This is a genomic window from Sphingobacterium sp. 40-24 (assembly GCF_001899705.1).
In the GTDB taxonomy this organism is placed as follows: domain Bacteria; phylum Bacteroidota; class Bacteroidia; order Sphingobacteriales; family Sphingobacteriaceae; genus Sphingobacterium; species Sphingobacterium multivorum.
Map to the genome: position 1 here is coordinate 118,862 of NZ_MKWH01000008.1, position 17,161 is coordinate 136,022.

Sequence of the window (17,161 nt, forward strand, 5' to 3'; positions counted from 1 at the left end):
TTTAGGGATTGCCTGGTATTAGCATATTTCCTTTTTAATGCTTATCTTAATTATCTATAAGATAATCAATACATTATGGCAATCATCAAAAATGGCGTTAATGGGACTGTTTCCGGGAAAGCAGGCTCTGTTGTATTTGTGTCGACTAAAACAGGAAATTATGTACGCTCTCTCCCTCGCGTTAAAAAACGAGAGCCCACACCTGAACAGCTGCTGAGTAGAACACGCTTCAAAACTATGAGGTCGCATATAAGCATGTTAAACCCGATCATCAATATAGGCTACAAGGCATACAGTTATCCGAAACGGGCCTATGATGTCGCAATGTCTTATAATTTGAACCATGCGCTTATTCAGGAAGAGAACGGTTTTGTGGTGGACTGGCAAAAATTTATGATTGCCAAAGGAAGTCCCAATCCCATCACTTCCTACACGATGGATTTCGATCAAGAAAATCAGGTGTTTCTGGTTACCTGGGAATACGACCCCTATCTGGAGAAGAAATTTGACATGGGAACTTATGATTCGTTCTTATTCCTGTATAATGCAACGTATAATGGGGCTGAATATCCATTTTTGACGAATGAGGCGAAAAATAGCTTAATAGCTGGTAGACAAAATATTGATATACCGAAACATAAAAAGCAAGTGACCTATGAAGTGTATATCTTTTTTGTAGAGAGCTATGGCGGAGGTAATACAGACAGTATGCACTTAGGTAAGATAAAGATTTGACCGGTACATAAAAAAAGCCAGTTTTCGTGGAAAACTGGCTTTCATTTCCTTCCCAAAAAAGCTTAAGAAGCACTCTTCTCCGTGTTGTTAGCAGCTTTAGAAGCATCTAAAGCAATGGCTGATTTGTCAAAACGGATTTTTACACCTGAACCTACATCAACTAAGAAAGTCGTGTCTGATACTTCTACAATGCGTCCGTGAATACCAGCTGTAGTTACCACCTTTGAATTTACACCAAGTTCTTCAATATATTTTTTGTGATCTTTTTGCTTCTTCATCTGCGGTCTGATCATGAAGAAATAAAATACCACGATAATCAAAACCATTGGTAAAAAACTCATCATGTTGCCACCCGCTGCTTGTAATAATACTGTGTTCATCTTCTATTATATCGTTTAATAATGTGTTATTTTGCTAATACTTCGCCCTTTAGCTGCACTGTTGTTAAGCCATTGGAAGCATTCGATTGAATCGTAATGATCTTCTGCTGTTTACCAACTTGTCCCTCACTATTGAAAGTTACATGGATCTCAGATTTTCCACCTGGCAAAATAGGGCTTTTCGAAAACTCAGGTTGTGTACAACCACATGAAGCAGTCACTTTCGAGATAATAACAGGTGCATCACCCGAATTTTTCAGCACAAAGGTATGCTTTACCTGTGCACCTTCCTTTACCTGACCGAAGTCAAATGCAGACTCTTCAAATTCTACTTTTCCTAATTGTGCTGCCGCCTTAGAAAGGCTATCCGCAGCTGCTGTTTCAGTCGCTGTCTTACTTCCTTCATCTTTTCCTTTTTGTGCATTTCCACAAGAAAATAAAAGTACTGCCGACAAAGCTAAAACCGAATATTTGCCAAAGTTCTTCATTCGTATAAATTATTTATGCGTTTGGTTTTAATCTCTTAAACCACGACCTGCCTTCTGGATTCTTCCTTGTTGATTCAGATCGTTTAATATTTTATCCAAGATACCATTGATAAATGTATTACTTTTCAATGTACTGAATACCTTAGAAATTTCAATATACTCATTTATTGTCACTTTCACAGGAATAGATGGAAAATTAACCAACTCACATATGGCCATACGCATCAATAAAGTATCCATTAGCGCAATACGGTCTGACTCCCAATTCTTCGTTTTCTCCGAGATAAGCTTTTGATATTCATTTGTATTGCGAATAGTTTTACCTAGCAATGCAATGACATAGTCGCTATCATCATTCCAGTTTTGCGTAATCTCTGCCAGTTTATTTTTACGTGGATCTTCAGAACTAAAATTCTTAAAAGTCTTCGCAATCAACGCTTGCAATACTTCTTTATCGACAGGCCAGTTGATGAATTTCTCCTCAAAAACCTGCTCAATAACCGGTGATTTCAAGATAATCTTTTTAAAGATATGCTTGATGATATCCTTTTCCGTACCGATCGAACGATCCTCTTGTTGCAAGTACTCCAAATAAGCCTCGGAATCCTTTAATTGCAAAAATACCGTACGCACGATCTCCGGATCGAAACTCCAAGAAATTTTATACTTTTTGACACCTTCTCCATATTGTGGATTTTGTCTCAATGACTCAATAAAAGTGTTAGTACTTAACTTGGTCGTTAAAGACAAGTCTTTTTCAGTTGGTAAAAACTTATTAGCTCTACCCTCTGCATCTATTAAAACATAATCAGATACTTCATCTAATAGATTCAGTGTCCACATATACATCTCATAGACTTCATCCACATTTTTTAATAGTGCTTTTTCAAATGTTTTGATGTCTTTATCTTCTGAAAGACTGTACGCATAAAGCGTTTGCACTACTTTTACCCTCAGGTGTCTCCTGTTTAACATAGTAATTTAAAGAACGATTTTTTTATAAAATAATAAGTAAGAACGATTTTGGGATGAAGACTACCGCTTGATTTTTTTAATATCTTGGATACGCTTCTCCGCGATGCGATTAGCCGCTTCAAAAGTAGAAATATTCTCTTCTTTTGATTTTTTCAAGACGTCTCTAGTCGCATTATAAATATTTTTGATCACAAATTCAGTGTGATCTACGCCGTAATTTTGAATTTCTGAATAACAGCCGATTAATGCACCAGCGTTGATCAAATAGTCAGGCGCGTATAATATACCTCTTTCATGCAGAATAGAACTTGTAACAAGTTCATCTTTCAATTGATTATTGGCAGAACCAGCAATAATTTTGCATTGCATTTTCTGTGCGGATTCCGGATTTACCGTACCACCTAACGCACAGGGAGAATATACATCAAATTCGTGATCGAATACTTCATTGTAAGGTATTGGCTCAGCTTTGTACTTAGCCGCCACTTTCAGCATTTTTTCTTCCGTAATATCGCTGACATATACACGTGCATTCTCTTCACGTAACATCGCGATCAAACGTTCACCAACACCACCTACTCCATGTACAATAACTTTTTTACCAGCAACATTTTCCGATCCGTATAATTCCTTTAAACAGGCTTTTATACCAAAATAAACACCTTGTGCAGCAAAAATGGAAGGATCACCGACACCGCTACCATGAATAGCCTTTGGTAGACCAGCAACGTGGTCAGTCTCGGTATAAATATGTTCTAAATCACGTTGTGTCGTACCTACGTCTAGTGAAGCAATGAAATTACCATTCAATCCTTCAATAAACTGGCCCAAACGGCGCAATAAAACCTCAGATTTGTCCAAACGGCTATTACCAATAATAACAGCACTTCCCCCGCCTAAATTCAATCCAGTGATGGCAGATTTGTACGTAATGGCCTTGGATAAACGTAAAGCATCCTCAATAGCTTCTTCTGTACTTTCGTATGGTAACATACGAACTCCTCCTATCGCAGGCCCCAAGGTTGTATCATGGATCGCAACGATAGCTTTCAAGCCCACTAATTCATCATTACAGAAAAATAAGTTTTGATGGCCAGACTGGCTCATCAATTCAAAAATAGAATTTTGAGATGTTGACATAAAATGTACTACTCTAATTTGTTTTAATTTTTTAAGGTACTTGATGCAAAAGTAGGAAAATTATTCGTTGTGCATAACAACTTTTTTTATCCAAGACTTAACATTTGATTTCCGAATGACAGTAAATTCGCTTAAATCGTAAAGCATTTTGATGAATTAGTCCTACTTTTGTATTCGTAATATGAAGGATCTCGCCTACTTAAATAAGTACTTTTATAAATACCGCTGGAAACTGATTCCAGGGGTTATTTTCGTTATCATATCCAACTATTTTGGGGTATTGCCTGCAAAGGTAATTCGCGAAGCATTTGATTTGGTTCAGGAAAACATCTATCTATACCGTCTATTTGATGGTTTCGACAGACAGGAACTCATCTATCAGGTATTTGGCACCAGCCTCCTGTTTTTTGGTTTCGTCGTGCTCCTACTTTCACTGCTGCGGGGCATATTTTTATTCTTTATGCGTCAGACGATCATTTTAACCTCGCGTTATATTGAATACGACCTCAAAAATGAGATCTATAATCATTACCAGGATCTAAACTTTGGTTTCTTTCGGAAAAACAATACCGGAGATCTCATGAGCCGCGCGACCGAAGACGTCAATCAGGTACGTAACTACCTAGGACCTGCCATCATGTATGCGATCAATACCGTAGTCTTATCGATCATGGTCATCTATGCGATGTATAGCGTCAACGGAAGACTGGCGACTTATGCATTGGCACCAATCCCTGTGCTATCGGTTATTATTTTATTTGTCAATAAGATCATTAATAAGCGTAGCTTAAAAATACAGCGACAACTGGCGAAACTTTCTTCCTTTGTCCAGGAGACTTTTGCTGGCATCCGCGTCATCAAAACCTACACCAGAGAACAAAATAAAATGCAGGAATTTGAGAAGGAAAGTACCATTTATCGGAACACGGCTCTTGATCTCGTCAAAGTACAGGCTGTTTTCTTCCCGCTTATTCTATTACTTATTGGACTTAGTACAGTCATTACCATTTATATTGGTGGAATCGAAGTTGCCAAAGGAACAGTGACTGCCGGAAATATCGCCGAGTTTATCATCTATGTCAACCAGTTGACTTTCCCTGCCATGTCTTTGGCTTGGGTCACGTCATTGGTGCAACGTGCTGCCGCGTCACAAAAACGGATTAACGAATTCCTTCAAACCGAATCTCCCATCGTTAACGGCACAGCTGCCAAGGAACTGGAGGGCGAAATCAAGGTTAATGGGATCTCGTTTACTTATCCGGAAACCGGCATTCAGGCGATAAAAAATATATCGTTCCAAATTCCTATCGGCAAAACACTTGCTATTATCGGAAAAACAGGATCCGGAAAATCTACGCTGGCCAACTTACTCCTTCGGATGTATGATATCGACAAAGGAAGTATTCATTATGATGGTCTTGAAATTAAAAACCTTGATTTCAAAAGCTTACGCCAACAGGTCGGATTTGTCCCACAAGATGTTTTCCTATTTTCGGATACCATTGCCAATAATATAGGCTTTGGTTTAGACCACTTTACACAGGAACAAGTGGAACAGGCTGCCAAAGATGCCGCTGTATACGACAATATTATCGCTTTTGAAGATGGATTTGAAACCGCTGTTGGAGAACGTGGGATTACCCTCTCCGGGGGGCAAAAGCAACGGGTATCCATCGCGCGCGCTTTAATTAAGGAACCCAAAGTATTGATTTTTGATGACTGTCTTTCAGCCGTGGATACAAAAACGGAAGAAACCATTCTCCGTTCACTAAGCCGCATCATGAAAGGCAAGACCTGTATTTTTATTGCCCATCGCATCTCGACGATCAAGAATGCAGATCATATATTGGTGATGGATCAAGGAGAAATTGTAGAACAGGGTACACATGCTGAATTGATGGATAAAAGAGGTGAATATTTTGAACTCCATGAAAAGCAATTACTGGAAAGTGTGGAAGGATAAATAAAATATCCCTGAATTCAGCTAAAGGATCCAAGGGATATCTCTCCTAAATTTGTCTTAAATATTTAAGTCAAACATTTTACATTAAAGGATCATGGAGAGAACCCCTATTCAAAAGGCTACGTCAAACGACGGAAAAACAATTGCTATTATTTCTTACTTAACCATCATCGGCCTTGTTGCAGCCATCATTATGAACAACAAGGAAAAGACTGCTTTAGCGCAGTTCCATATCCGACAAAGTATAGGTATCTCCGTGACAGGAATGGCCTTGGGGCTGTTACGTTTTGTTCCAGGTATTGGCGGAATTGTCCTTAGTATTGTTGGATTGCTCCTACTTATTGCTCTTATATTGGGATTAATGTCTGCATTTGCCGGAGAGCAAAAGCCACTCCCTTTCATCGGTGAAAAATACCAGGAATGGTTTAATATGATATAATAGGCCTATAAATAACATGGAGCACCTCCCCATCAAAGATGCTCCATGTTTTAATTTTTTCTGAAATCCCTGTTTTTAATTGACCAAAGGCATCTTTAACGAGCTTTCACATCCGGCAGCGCTTTCTCCTCTTTAAAAAATACGGCAAATAACACAAGACAAAAACCAGAAATACCTGCAGGAATAAACCAAAGATATTCCCAAAATTGAGCAGCATAAGCTGTTTTTAGATAATCTGAAACTGCACCGGCAACCCAAAATCCGATTAACATCCCTACACCATACATCGCAATGGTAATAAGCCCCTGTGCAGAAGCTTTGTATTTTTCGCCGGCAATTCTATCGGTATAAATCTGGCCGACTACAAACATAAAATCATAGCAGATGCCATGTAATAATATTCCGAATAGCAATAAGAATGAACGTTCCTGTCCGTCGCCGTATGCAAAAAACAAATAACGGAGTGCCCAGGCTGCAATCCCCAATAAAATCATCTTTTTATACCCCAGGCGTCTAAAGAAAAATGGAATCAACAACAGGCAGATGGCTTCGGAAAATTGCCCCAATGCCATTTTTGCTGTGGGATTCGGTATTCCGGAGTTGACCAAAAATGGATTGGCATTTTGATAATAGAACGAAATAGGTATACAGATGACAATTGCTGTCACAAAAAAAATCAGAAAACTCCGCTGTTTTAAAAGCTTCAGTGCATCCAAACCGATCGCCTTGCCAAAATCAAATTTTTCATCCCTGAGTTTCACCTGCGGCGGAGTTTTTGGGAGGGCCAGGCTAAAGAATGCCAGTAACAACGAGCAGACCGCCCCCATAATAAAGGTGTTGTGCAGAGCACCTGCCTGTATCGATTCGGGCGCATCCCAACGGAACAAATAACTGATGACAAGTCCCGAACAGATCCAACCGATCGTTCCCCAAACACGTATCCCCGGAAAATACTTCTTCGCATCTTCTATATGCCGGAATGCTATTCCACTGGACAAGGATAACGAAGCCATGTATGCCATAAAGTAAACAAACACATAGGGATAAAAATGTGTTGCATCAGGTGCTTGAGACATCCCGTAAAGTAGTCCAGCTCCAATGAGATGCAAAGCTGAAAGCACCCGCTCGGCATTAAAGTATCTGTCGGCGACAAAACCCACAAAAAAAGGAGCAAATACAGCACCAAGGGATTGTGTGGCAAAAATATTCGCTACCTCCATTCCTGAGGCATTGAGCGATTTAATCAAGTATGTTCCCAAAGTGACAAACCAGGCCCCTTTGATAAAATACTCTAAAAACATCATCAGGGACAATTGCACGCGTAATACTGGTTTCATCTATTCAGTTGTGTTGGAGGTGTTTGTTTTGATTCGGGCAATGCATTTCGCATAAAATTAAGCCAGTTCTTGCTAGCAATCTTTTCAAGATCGGTCTTATCATACCCTCTTTTTGACAGGATACCAAATACTTTTTGGATATCAGCAATAGTTTCCAGATCATAAGGACACTGCTCTCGGCCAAATGCTCCATCTAAATCGCTCCCTACGCCGACATGATCAACATTTCCTGCCAATTGACAAATATGATCAATATTGTTGGCCATGATTTCCATGGAGCAATTGCTTGTTTTAGGGTCGGATACACCGCGGACCCAATTCGGTACCATCATCCAAGCATCGAGCGCTACACCGATCACTGCTTTTTTCGCAACAAGAGTCTTGATCATTTCGTCACTGAACTGCCTATTATGGTCGACAAACTTGCGACAATTATTATGGCTTGCCCAAATGGCACCGTTATAACGTCCAACAGCGTCCCAAAACGCATCATCATTGAGGTGTGTTGCGTCCAATATCATCCCCAATCGCTCCATTTCCCGCAACAATAGGACGCCCTGTTCATTAAGCTTGCCCGATGAGTCGGTTCCGTTGGCATATCGCCCCGGTCCGTAATGCGCTGGTCCGACAGCTCTCAAACCATAATTATAAGCTGTTTCAAGATAACTGATATCTACAATTGAATCGGCACCTTCCAGACTCAGCAGATATCCGATTGGCTTATCTACATGATCGCTGCCATTCGACCAAAGTGCTATATGTTGATCCAGATCAGCCTTTGTACAAATCATTTTCATTTGCCCATCGGCTTCCATTGCCTTATACCACGCAAGCTGCCCCTGCGTCTGCGCCCAAGCCTGTTCCGGGGAGTACCAGCCTGGTAAAGAGCTTTCGGGTTTTACGAATCGAGCGATTTGTGTGGCAACAACCAAACCAATATGACCACGACGCAATTCGTCAAAAGTGACTGTTGCCTTAGCCCGATCGGGCTTGTCATCCATCCCCTTTTCCCTGCGGTTGAGTTCCGTAATTGGCAATCGAAGATCCCGATTCCATTCCATGGCATTCATACTCAAATCCAAATGTGCATCGACCAAAAATGGCATTTCAAATTCGTACATATCAATAATTTATCTTTTTATTTCGTGCATAAACAGTCCACGTTTGATCTGCATGCCGTTCATGGACTACTTGAAGTTCGCCATAACAGGCTACGGTAGGGCAGATATGGCGTGGTACAGCATACACCGCATCCCCTAAGTGGAACTGCGCACTATCTGTCACCTCAACAACCAGATGTTCTTCACTCTGCATTTTTATTTCACCTATACGTGGATCGAAAAACTTGACGCGAGGCTGCGGCGATTCACATGCAACGGATTTATACCCTAGGTCCAAGCACAGGTGTTTGTGATCAACAATAGAAACGACACGCGTTAGAAGTACCGCGGCAAGCATAAAATCTTGTTCTGCATAATTTTCGGCATAGCCAAAATCCCAAAACACAAAGGTTCCTGGGCTGCATTCTACATCGCTGCGTTCGGCATGAAAAGGGAAACTAGGTGAACCGCCAATCACTTTAGTCAATGGTTTGGAGGTGGATGTCTGCGCCATCAGGTAGGCCGTTTCAAGTATACCGTATGCATGTTGGCATTGTTTTTCGCGAAGCTGATAATCCTTATCATGAATATGACCATCGTAGCCATGCACACCGACCAACTGAATACCATTCAGGAGATTGATATCCATAACGAGACGCTCAATCCCGTCTAAAGCTATCCCTGTACGTCCCATTCCAATATTAACATCCAAATAAACAGCGCTTCGCAAACCTTTCGACAGACTCCGCGCTGAAATCTCCTCTGCTGCATCGACATGATCCACAAGACAGGCAAAATGTGTTTGGGGAAAGGCGCTCACCAGATTCAAGAAACGATCTATCTTTGGCCCTACGGGCTGGTACGCCAGCAAAACATCTTTTGCACCGATAACCCCCAATAGTTCTGCTTCTGCAATGGTTGCACACTTAAACTTTGTAATCCCCCTATCCATCATCAGCTGGCATACTTCACGGCACTTGTTCGTTTTGATATGCGGCCGCAATCGGTCCGCCCGCCCATGCACAATGTGTAAAGCGCGGTCTATGTTCTTGACAATGCGATCAGGGTAGACCAGCAAGGCCGGCGAATCGACTTGATCGACATTTTGTATGTGACACCAAGTTTCCATACTATTCGGTTTAATATAACTCAAATAATGCTTCGATTTCCACTGGAATATTATCGGGCAAAGAACCGAATCCTACTGCGCTACGTGTTCCAATACCATTCTCTTCTCCCCAAACTGCAGCAAATAGTTCACTACAACCGTTAATCACACCGGGGTGATAAAGAAAATCCGAGGTACAGTTGACCATACCCAATACTTTGATTACACGTTTGATTTTGTTCAAGGAACCCAAGTTGGTTTTAATGGTCGACAGCATGGTCAAACCGACCTGACGCGCGGCAAGTTTACCTTCTTCGGGGCTGATATCACTTCCAATTCGACCTATAATCAATGTGGCATCATCTTGTACAGGACCATGACCGGAAAGATACAGGTACTTACCATCAATGACGTATGGTTTATAAACACCTTTTGGTGCCGGCGCTGGCGGTAATGTCAAACCTAATTTTTCGAATTGTTCATCTGCGTTGTACATCTTTAACGATTTTAAAGTTTAAAATAATAGCTAATATAAAATTAATTGCAATAGTAAAACAGCAAGCAGCCCAACAATGGAAACAATAGCCTCCATGATCGACCAGGAGAATAACGTATCCTTTACGCTAAGGCCAAAGTACTCTTTAAACAGCCAAAATCCGGCATCATTGACATGGGAGAACATCAGACTTCCGGCCCCTATCGCCAGTACCATGAGATTGGGATCCGCTTCTCCCCCTGTAACAATAGGGAGCAGCACGCCAGCGGCTGTCAACGCGGCGACTGTGGCCGAGCCGACACAACCTCTGATAACAGCTGTAATTAACCAAGCCAACAGTAAAGGTGAAATGGAGAGCTGCTGTAAGGTGTTGGCCAAAAGGAGACTGACTCCACTGTCTTCCATCACTTGTTTAAAGATTCCCGAACCAGCAATAATCAACAGAATCATGGCAATATCTTTCACAGCAGACTCATAAATTGTCATCACATTGGCCATCGATCGGCCCAATTTCAATCCTAAGAAATAGGTTGCTGCACTGAGCGAGATAACCATAACAACAGTGGGGTTGCCGACAAACTTCACGCCCTGCTGCAGCGCTATATTACTTGTATGGTAGCAATAAGGAAGCAGTGTAAATAGTACAATGAGCAATACCGGTAGCAGGGCTACAGCCAAACTTACCCCAACTGTCGGGCGCAGATACTGCGCTGATTCCGAGCGATCTTGCTCCCGAAAAATTGATTCTTGACTCGCCCGTATGTTTTTCAGGCATCTTCCAAAAATAGGGCCACCTAAAATAATAGCAGGTATAGCAATCAAAAGACCATAAATAAGTGTCAATCCCATATCGGCATGAAACAGGGCAACGAGAGCAACGGGAGAAGGATGCGGCGGAATAAAGCCATGCGTTACAGACAGGGCTGCCAACATCGGCAATCCAATATATACTGCCGGCAACTTATACCGGTAGGAAATCGAAAATATCAAGGGGACTAATAAGACAAATCCGATTCCATAAAATAGCGGTATCCCAACGATAAAACCCGTCAACATAAGCCCCCACTGAAGGTATCGCTCTCCCATTAAGCGGACCATTTGCTCAGCAATAATCTCAGCGGCCCCACTTTCAGCTACAATTTTCCCCAACATTGCGCCCAAAACAATGATCAACGTTAGGCTCCCCATAACGCCGGCAACACCTTTTTCAACGGTGCCTACCAACTGTGCCGGTGGAATTCCCAAACAAAGTCCACTTAGCAAGGAAACAACCAAAAATGCGAGAAAGGCATTGATCTTAAAATAAGTTATGCAAAGGATAAGCAAACAAATGCTGATTACAATGAGGATTACGGTCATTATATCACGATTAGGTTTTCCCTCAATTTGAGAGCTTGTATAAAATTTGGTCTATTAAATCATTTTTTCATCCTGAAAGTAAGGATATTTTTCATTTTTTGCAAGAAAAATGAAAAAATGATACAAACAAAAACGGGTATAGCTCAAGCCATACCCGTTTTTGTTTACTCGCCGATGACTTTGATTTCATGGCCTGTCGTTCAGAAATAATGCAACCGTCTGCTGTTGCGACTTATTTTTTGGGGATTTCTTTGAGAATATCAAGCACAAAACTCCAAAATTTCTGCACCGAAGAAATGGAGACACGCTCTGCAGGCGAGTGTGCACCTAAGATTGTTGGTCCAAAAGAAATCATATCCATTGCCGGATAGTTTGTCCCCAAGATACCGCATTCCAATCCGGCATGGCACGCCACGACTTCCGGAGCTTCGCCATGTTGTCTCGTATAAATGGATTTGAGGACTTCTAAAATTTCAGAATTCGGATTAGGAGCCCATCCGGGATAATTGCCCGAAAAATCTACCTTAAAACCGCCCAGTTCAAATGCTGCCTGTAACGATTGGGCTAAATCAAATTTAGAAGTTTCAACAGAAGATCTGGTTAGACATTTGATGGAAACCTTTTCCCCGCCTACTTCTACTTTGGCAATATTATTGGAGGTTTCTACCAAGTCTTCAAAATCGGCACTCACACGATATACACCATTTAAGGCCGCATAAACGCTGTTGATCAAGTTTTCCTGCACGTTTACGGGAACGACTGTAGCATAAGCAGCATCAGTTTGCTTCACCACAATTTCCATAGCTGGTTCTGTCGTTGTAAATTCCGATTTAATATCCTGAGCCAATTGTGTTAGCTGCTGAACAAAGTCAGTTGCTTTATCCTTAACCACCACCACTTTGGCAACGCTTTCTCTCGGGATGGCGTTGCGGAGGCTTCCACCCAATAACGACGCAATACGCAATCCAAAATGTTCATAGCCTCTATAGAGCAGGCGATTCATTACCTTATTGGCATTGGCAAAACCTTTATGAATATCCATTCCAGAGTGCCCGCCATGTAGTCCTTTTACGGTAATTTCAAAAGATAACGTATCAAAAGGACACGGTTCTGCGCTATAGGACTGCGTTGCCGTCACATCAATCCCGCCGGCACAGCCAATATCAATTTCAGTATCATTCTCTGTATCCAAATTGAGCAAGATTTCGCCCGAAAGTACACCGCCTTTTAAACCTAAAGCTCCTGTCATACCTGTTTCTTCATCAATGGTAAACAAAGCTTCAATAGCAGGGTGTACAATACTGGATGATTCCAGAATCGACATGATTGTCGCAACGCCAAGACCATTATCTGCCCCTAAAGTGGTACCTTCTGCTTTTACCCAATCGCCATCAACGTACATCTTTATACCTTCATTATCGAAGTCAAAAACAGTATCGTTATTTTTTTGGTGCACCATATCTAAATGCGACTGCAAAACAATCGTTTTGCGATCCTCCATTCCCGGAGTAGCGGATTTTTTAATGAGCACGTTACCAATCTCATCAACGCTTGTTTCTAAACCCAAGGATTTACCAAAGTCTACCATAAAGGCAATCACGCGCTCTTCTTTTTTTGAAGCTCTGGGGACCGCATTCAATGCTGCGAAATTTTTCCAAATTGCTTTTGGTTCTAACTGATCTAAACTATTATCAATCATATCTATAATTTTTCCTTGGCCAAAGTTACTCGATTTTTATCAGATATCCGTTGATTATTGCCGGGGAATAAAACAAAAGACAATCGCTGATCGTTCTAATAAATGTGTAAACATGAACATAAAATTATGCATAAACCAGTACAAGTTGAACGAAAGGATATTTACTTTAAACCGGATAAGAAAAGAGTTCTCGCACGTTTTTTTTTCCTTGGCGATGACCGTACAATAAAAATTATCAGGCGCATTTTATCCCTTAACGAGTCGGAACGGAAAGAAGTCTTTGGACAGGTTTTACGAAGCTATACGAAAAGACATCGCAGCATTGCCCATATCTTTGAACGGAATTTTGACAGGGTAAGCCACCTTTTGGAGAAGATTCCATTTTCAAAGGAGAAGCTAAGTCATATCGACAAGTTGCTGATCGGCTCTTACTTTACCATGGAATATTCCATTGAATCGGCAGCGTTATTTAATCCCTCCATTATCGAACATCCGGATCAGACCGAATTATTCAAAGGTGAAAAACGGGTTATTTTAAGCTTCAGGGCCACCGGAGAAGGTCATGTCTCTTCGATCGTTTTTCGCTCGGGCACCTTGGATGTCGACAATAATATCCATATCGACTATATCGGTAATCTATTGGATAAACCCATGCAAGTTAAAAACCACCGGTATCACAAGGAGTCCTTCTTAAAGAAGATGAATGAGCTACATGCGGAACCCACAGAAGTCAAATCCAAACTGGAAGAGAAGCTAACGGAGACATTTACATATGAGGAACTTAAGCGGTACATCGATGAAGTGCGGCGGGAGAGTGAAGAAAATCTTGAAAATGTGACATTTTTACAACAGGCGCTCTGGCTCGCTTCCTCGCATTATGAAATGACTTTTTCATTGGACACTTCCATTTCGGAACGCGTGATATTTCCGCTCGCCGACACAGAAAAAAGAGGGATAGAAGACGCCCGTTTTGTCCAGTTCAAAACTGAGAAGAATGAGAGCATCTATTATGCTACCTACACAGCCTACGACGGATTTAGTATCCTTCCTAAACTGCTCACCACAAAAGATTTTTATCATTTTAAGGTGAAACCCATCTATGGTGAAATTGCCAATAAAGGTGCGGCACTATTTCCAAGAAAAATAAATGGGCGCTACGCCATGCTCTGTCGCATTGACGGTGAAAACAATTATATTGCTTACTCCAACAATATCAACATATGGCAGGAAACGGCAATCCGCATTCAAGAACCTGAATATCCCTACGAATTTGTCCAGATCGGCAATTGTGGCTCACCGATTGAAACTCAATATGGCTGGCTGATCCTGACCCATGCCGTGGGCCCGATGCGCGAGTATGTTTTGGGGGCCTCCCTTCTGGACCTGGACAACCCCCATGTTGAAATTGGACGACTACATAGCCCATTGATGACCCCAAACGATGAAGAACGGGAAGGCTATGTACCAAACGTCATTTATTCCTGCGGTGCTCTGGTCCACAATGAACACCTCATTTTACCGTATGCAATGTCTGATTATGAGTCGACTTATGCCACCATCAAGCTTGAAGACTTATTGCTGGCTATCTTGAATCCTGATCGCTATCATTAAAGGCACGAGAAACCACAATATAGGCCAAATAGAAACAGAGGGTGCTTTCAGCCCCTTGGTTTCTATTGATGCCATAAGCCTCCAGTCCATCACAGCAACCTTTGGTTTCCTCATCGTAGAGTCCGAGTCTAAGATCATTCTCGCCCAAGAACCAGCGGAATGAGGCTATCATTCGGGTAAAATAAACCTTTTTATTCGTCAGTCGAAAAGCTTCGCGATACATAAATACCATGGCTGTAACATCGAGCGGCTGCTGACCAAACTTGCTGACATGCTTGCCCTGCTTGGCCCATTCCTGGTTTCCAACCAACGAAAGCGCACCATTTTGGATCGTAATGCTTTCGAGAAACTTTAATGTCGTTAGCCCCAATTGTTTTATTGTCTCATCATTTAAAAAAGGATATGCTGTCAAAAACGCATAAGGTAATATTGCATTATCATACGCCAATACGGATTCAAACCATTGCCAGTGTTCATCTGAACTCGCTTCGTATTCCCGCATAAGTTTGCCGATAAGCGTCCGCATCAGCTCTATCATGACCTCGTCATTGGATTGATGATGTAAATATTCGGCAATTCCCAGCACAGTATACGCTATCGCCCGATTGGAGCGCAACTGACCGAAATTCGGCACAGCTCTAAAAAATAACTCGTGTCCCAATTGATAATAACTGGTTAATTTAGTTTTACGAAGAAGCACCCCCAAGGCCCATATCGTTCGTCCAAAGGAATCCTCCGAACCGACTTCATCCAAGAAATTATGCTGGAAATCCATAAAATTATGAAAAAGACCGTCTTCGCGCTGATGATAATAAATATAACTCAGGTAGGTAGAAATACGGCGGTCTAATTTCTTATCAGCAAAATCATCCTGGGCTAATAAAGCAAGTAAAAGTGCCCTCGCATTATCGTCGAGACAGTAACCTTCTTTATAATTGGGCAAAGAATAAGTTGCGTGCTGTAAGATACCCACCTGATTGGTCAACCTATCAATATGCTTCCAGCTGAATTTAGGCATCTCATCTTTACTAAATCCTGCGTTTTCTTTAAGGCCGTCGTAGGTAGGTATGATTTTATTTAAAATCCGTGTATACCGGAGGCCAATATTTTTCCAGGTGAGCTCCTTTCCAAATGCACTGGCATTGTCCCGCAAGGTGGTACGATAATCCAAATTTGAAAACAAGTTTTTAAGCGCTTCAGCCATCTTGGCTGAATTTTTAAATTCGACCAATACCCCCCTTCCATCAGCCAGCAGTTCCTTGGCGTGCCAGTAAGGCGTAGACACCACCGCAGCTCCGGCGCCAATGGCGTAAGACAACGTTCCACTGGTAATCTGCGCCTCATTAACATAAGGGGTAACGTAAACATCACAGGCACATAAATACTCCACCAGATCGGCCTGGCTCACAAAGGAATTAACAAATTGGACGTGCTCCTGCAACTGATAAGCTTCCACGAGACTGCCTAGATACTCCCGATACTCCTCTCCCGAATGCGCCAACACATTAGGGTGTGTTTTGCCAACGACGAGGTACAAGAGATCTGGTTCATCTTTAACGACTTCAGGTAGGGATTCAATCACCATTTCGATGCCCTTGTTGCGCCCCAGGAAACCAAATGTCAATAACACTTTCTTGCCAGAAAGACCTTTTTTAAGCTTTGCAAGCTCATGTTCCAAGGTAAACTCGGGCACACCATGGTGTATCAGTCTAACTTTCGTGGTATTGACCCTATAAATGGATTTGAGTAAAGTAACCGCATAATTACTCATGACGATTACAATCGAAGCCCTTTTTACAATTTCAATGAGAATAGCCTTTTCATCGACATTCGGTTTCTCAAGAATGGTATGAAAATTAACTAACAATGGAATATGCAATGCGTTAATCAACGATAAGATATATATCCCACTATTACCACCGAAGATGCCATATTCGTGCTCCAATATCACACAGTCATAGCCATGTTCATTAATATAGTTGGCTGCTTCAATATAGGACAATTGATCATACTGGTCTATTTTAAAGACAACTTCACTGGGATAATCATAGTCCCGATCAGCGACAGCAAAAACGTGCTGTGTTAATTCCTGGTTATGCAGCGCAACAGCATGCAACAAATCCGATGTAAAAGTGGCGATGCCACATTCTTTGGGCAAGTAAGTACTTATATAAGCGATCTTCATTGAAATAATAATTTTGAATACAGCTACGACGAAGGCAGTAGCATACGTGTGTCCATTATCTAAATGCTTTTCGAAGGAAAATTGTTTGTCACAACTGCAATGAATTAAATCGGAAGAAGGTGCTAAACCACCTTGTGTAGATAAGC

Annotated in this window: 15 protein-coding genes; 4 read left to right on the forward strand and 11 right to left on the reverse strand. The window is 41.6% G+C overall.

The features are described from left to right. Positions 1-75 precede the first annotated feature (75 nt). Positions 76-735, forward strand: coding sequence for a DUF6266 family protein (locus BGP15_RS02850; protein WP_286768628.1), 660 nt, complete (start codon positions 76-78; stop codon positions 733-735). A gap of 62 nt (positions 736-797) precedes the next feature. On the opposite strand, the gene yajC is transcribed toward BGP15_RS02850, so the two are convergent. From yajC to BGP15_RS02870, 4 genes are read right to left on the reverse strand one after another with little or no spacing between them, the layout of a single operon-like run. Next, positions 798-1,115, reverse strand: coding sequence for a preprotein translocase subunit YajC (gene yajC, locus BGP15_RS02855; RefSeq protein ID WP_070565542.1), 318 nt, complete (start codon positions 1,113-1,115; stop codon positions 798-800). Between the two features lie 26 nt (positions 1,116-1,141). Then, entirely contained in the window at positions 1,142-1,603 is a 462-nt protein-coding gene (locus BGP15_RS02860) for a DUF1573 domain-containing protein (protein ID WP_070565544.1), read from the reverse strand. A 27-nt stretch (positions 1,604-1,630) separates the two neighbouring features. Continuing rightward, on the reverse strand, positions 1,631-2,578 hold the full coding sequence (nusB, locus tag BGP15_RS02865) for a transcription antitermination factor NusB (protein ID WP_070565546.1): 948 nt from the start codon (positions 2,576-2,578) through the stop codon (positions 1,631-1,633). A 60-nt stretch (positions 2,579-2,638) separates the two neighbouring features. Beyond that, positions 2,639-3,718 (reverse strand): Glu/Leu/Phe/Val family dehydrogenase, encoded by a 1,080-nt coding sequence (locus BGP15_RS02870; protein ID WP_046674513.1) that lies wholly within the window; start codon positions 3,716-3,718, stop codon positions 2,639-2,641. 181 nt (positions 3,719-3,899) lie between these two features. On the opposite strand from BGP15_RS02870, the gene BGP15_RS02875 reads away from it, so the two are divergent. After that, a complete protein-coding gene (locus BGP15_RS02875; protein ID WP_286768629.1) occupies positions 3,900-5,681 on the forward strand; it encodes an ABC transporter ATP-binding protein in 1,782 nt (593 codons plus the stop codon). A gap of 94 nt (positions 5,682-5,775) precedes the next feature. Next, on the forward strand, positions 5,776-6,120 hold the full coding sequence (locus BGP15_RS02880; RefSeq protein WP_201639006.1) for a magnetosome magnetite crystal formation protein family: 345 nt from the start codon (positions 5,776-5,778) through the stop codon (positions 6,118-6,120). Between the two features lie 95 nt (positions 6,121-6,215). On the opposite strand, the gene BGP15_RS02885 is transcribed toward BGP15_RS02880, so the two are convergent. From BGP15_RS02885 to BGP15_RS02910, 6 genes are all read right to left on the reverse strand, one after another. Next, positions 6,216-7,457 (reverse strand): MFS transporter, encoded by a 1,242-nt coding sequence (locus tag BGP15_RS02885; RefSeq protein ID WP_286768630.1) that lies wholly within the window; start codon positions 7,455-7,457, stop codon positions 6,216-6,218. Next, complete coding sequence (locus BGP15_RS02890) at positions 7,454-8,578, reverse strand: dipeptidase (RefSeq protein ID WP_286753795.1); 1,125 nt, start codon at positions 8,576-8,578, stop codon at positions 7,454-7,456. The genes BGP15_RS02885 and BGP15_RS02890 overlap by 4 nt, the downstream gene beginning before the upstream one ends. Position 8,579: 1 nt before the next feature. Continuing rightward, on the reverse strand, positions 8,580-9,686 hold the full coding sequence (locus BGP15_RS02895) for a D-TA family PLP-dependent enzyme (RefSeq protein ID WP_286768631.1): 1,107 nt from the start codon (positions 9,684-9,686) through the stop codon (positions 8,580-8,582). 10 nt (positions 9,687-9,696) lie between these two features. After that, positions 9,697-10,161 (reverse strand): RidA family protein, encoded by a 465-nt coding sequence (locus BGP15_RS02900; protein WP_046674510.1) that lies wholly within the window; start codon positions 10,159-10,161, stop codon positions 9,697-9,699. A gap of 30 nt (positions 10,162-10,191) precedes the next feature. Next, on the reverse strand, positions 10,192-11,520 hold the full coding sequence (locus tag BGP15_RS02905) for a GntT/GntP/DsdX family permease (RefSeq protein WP_286768632.1): 1,329 nt from the start codon (positions 11,518-11,520) through the stop codon (positions 10,192-10,194). 232 nt (positions 11,521-11,752) lie between these two features. Further along, entirely contained in the window at positions 11,753-13,219 is a 1,467-nt protein-coding gene (locus BGP15_RS02910; protein ID WP_286768633.1) for an aminoacyl-histidine dipeptidase, read from the reverse strand. Positions 13,220-13,345: 126 nt separating this feature from the next. Between BGP15_RS02910 and BGP15_RS02915 the strand changes: the two genes are divergently transcribed. Beyond that, entirely contained in the window at positions 13,346-14,830 is a 1,485-nt protein-coding gene (locus BGP15_RS02915) for a glycoside hydrolase family 130 protein (protein WP_070565560.1), read from the forward strand. On the opposite strand, the gene BGP15_RS02920 is transcribed toward BGP15_RS02915, so the two are convergent. Next, complete coding sequence (locus BGP15_RS02920; RefSeq protein ID WP_286768634.1) at positions 14,802-17,015, reverse strand: glycosyltransferase family 4 protein; 2,214 nt, start codon at positions 17,013-17,015, stop codon at positions 14,802-14,804. The two genes, BGP15_RS02915 and BGP15_RS02920, sit on opposite strands and share 29 nt — an antisense overlap. Positions 17,016-17,161 lie beyond the last annotated feature (146 nt).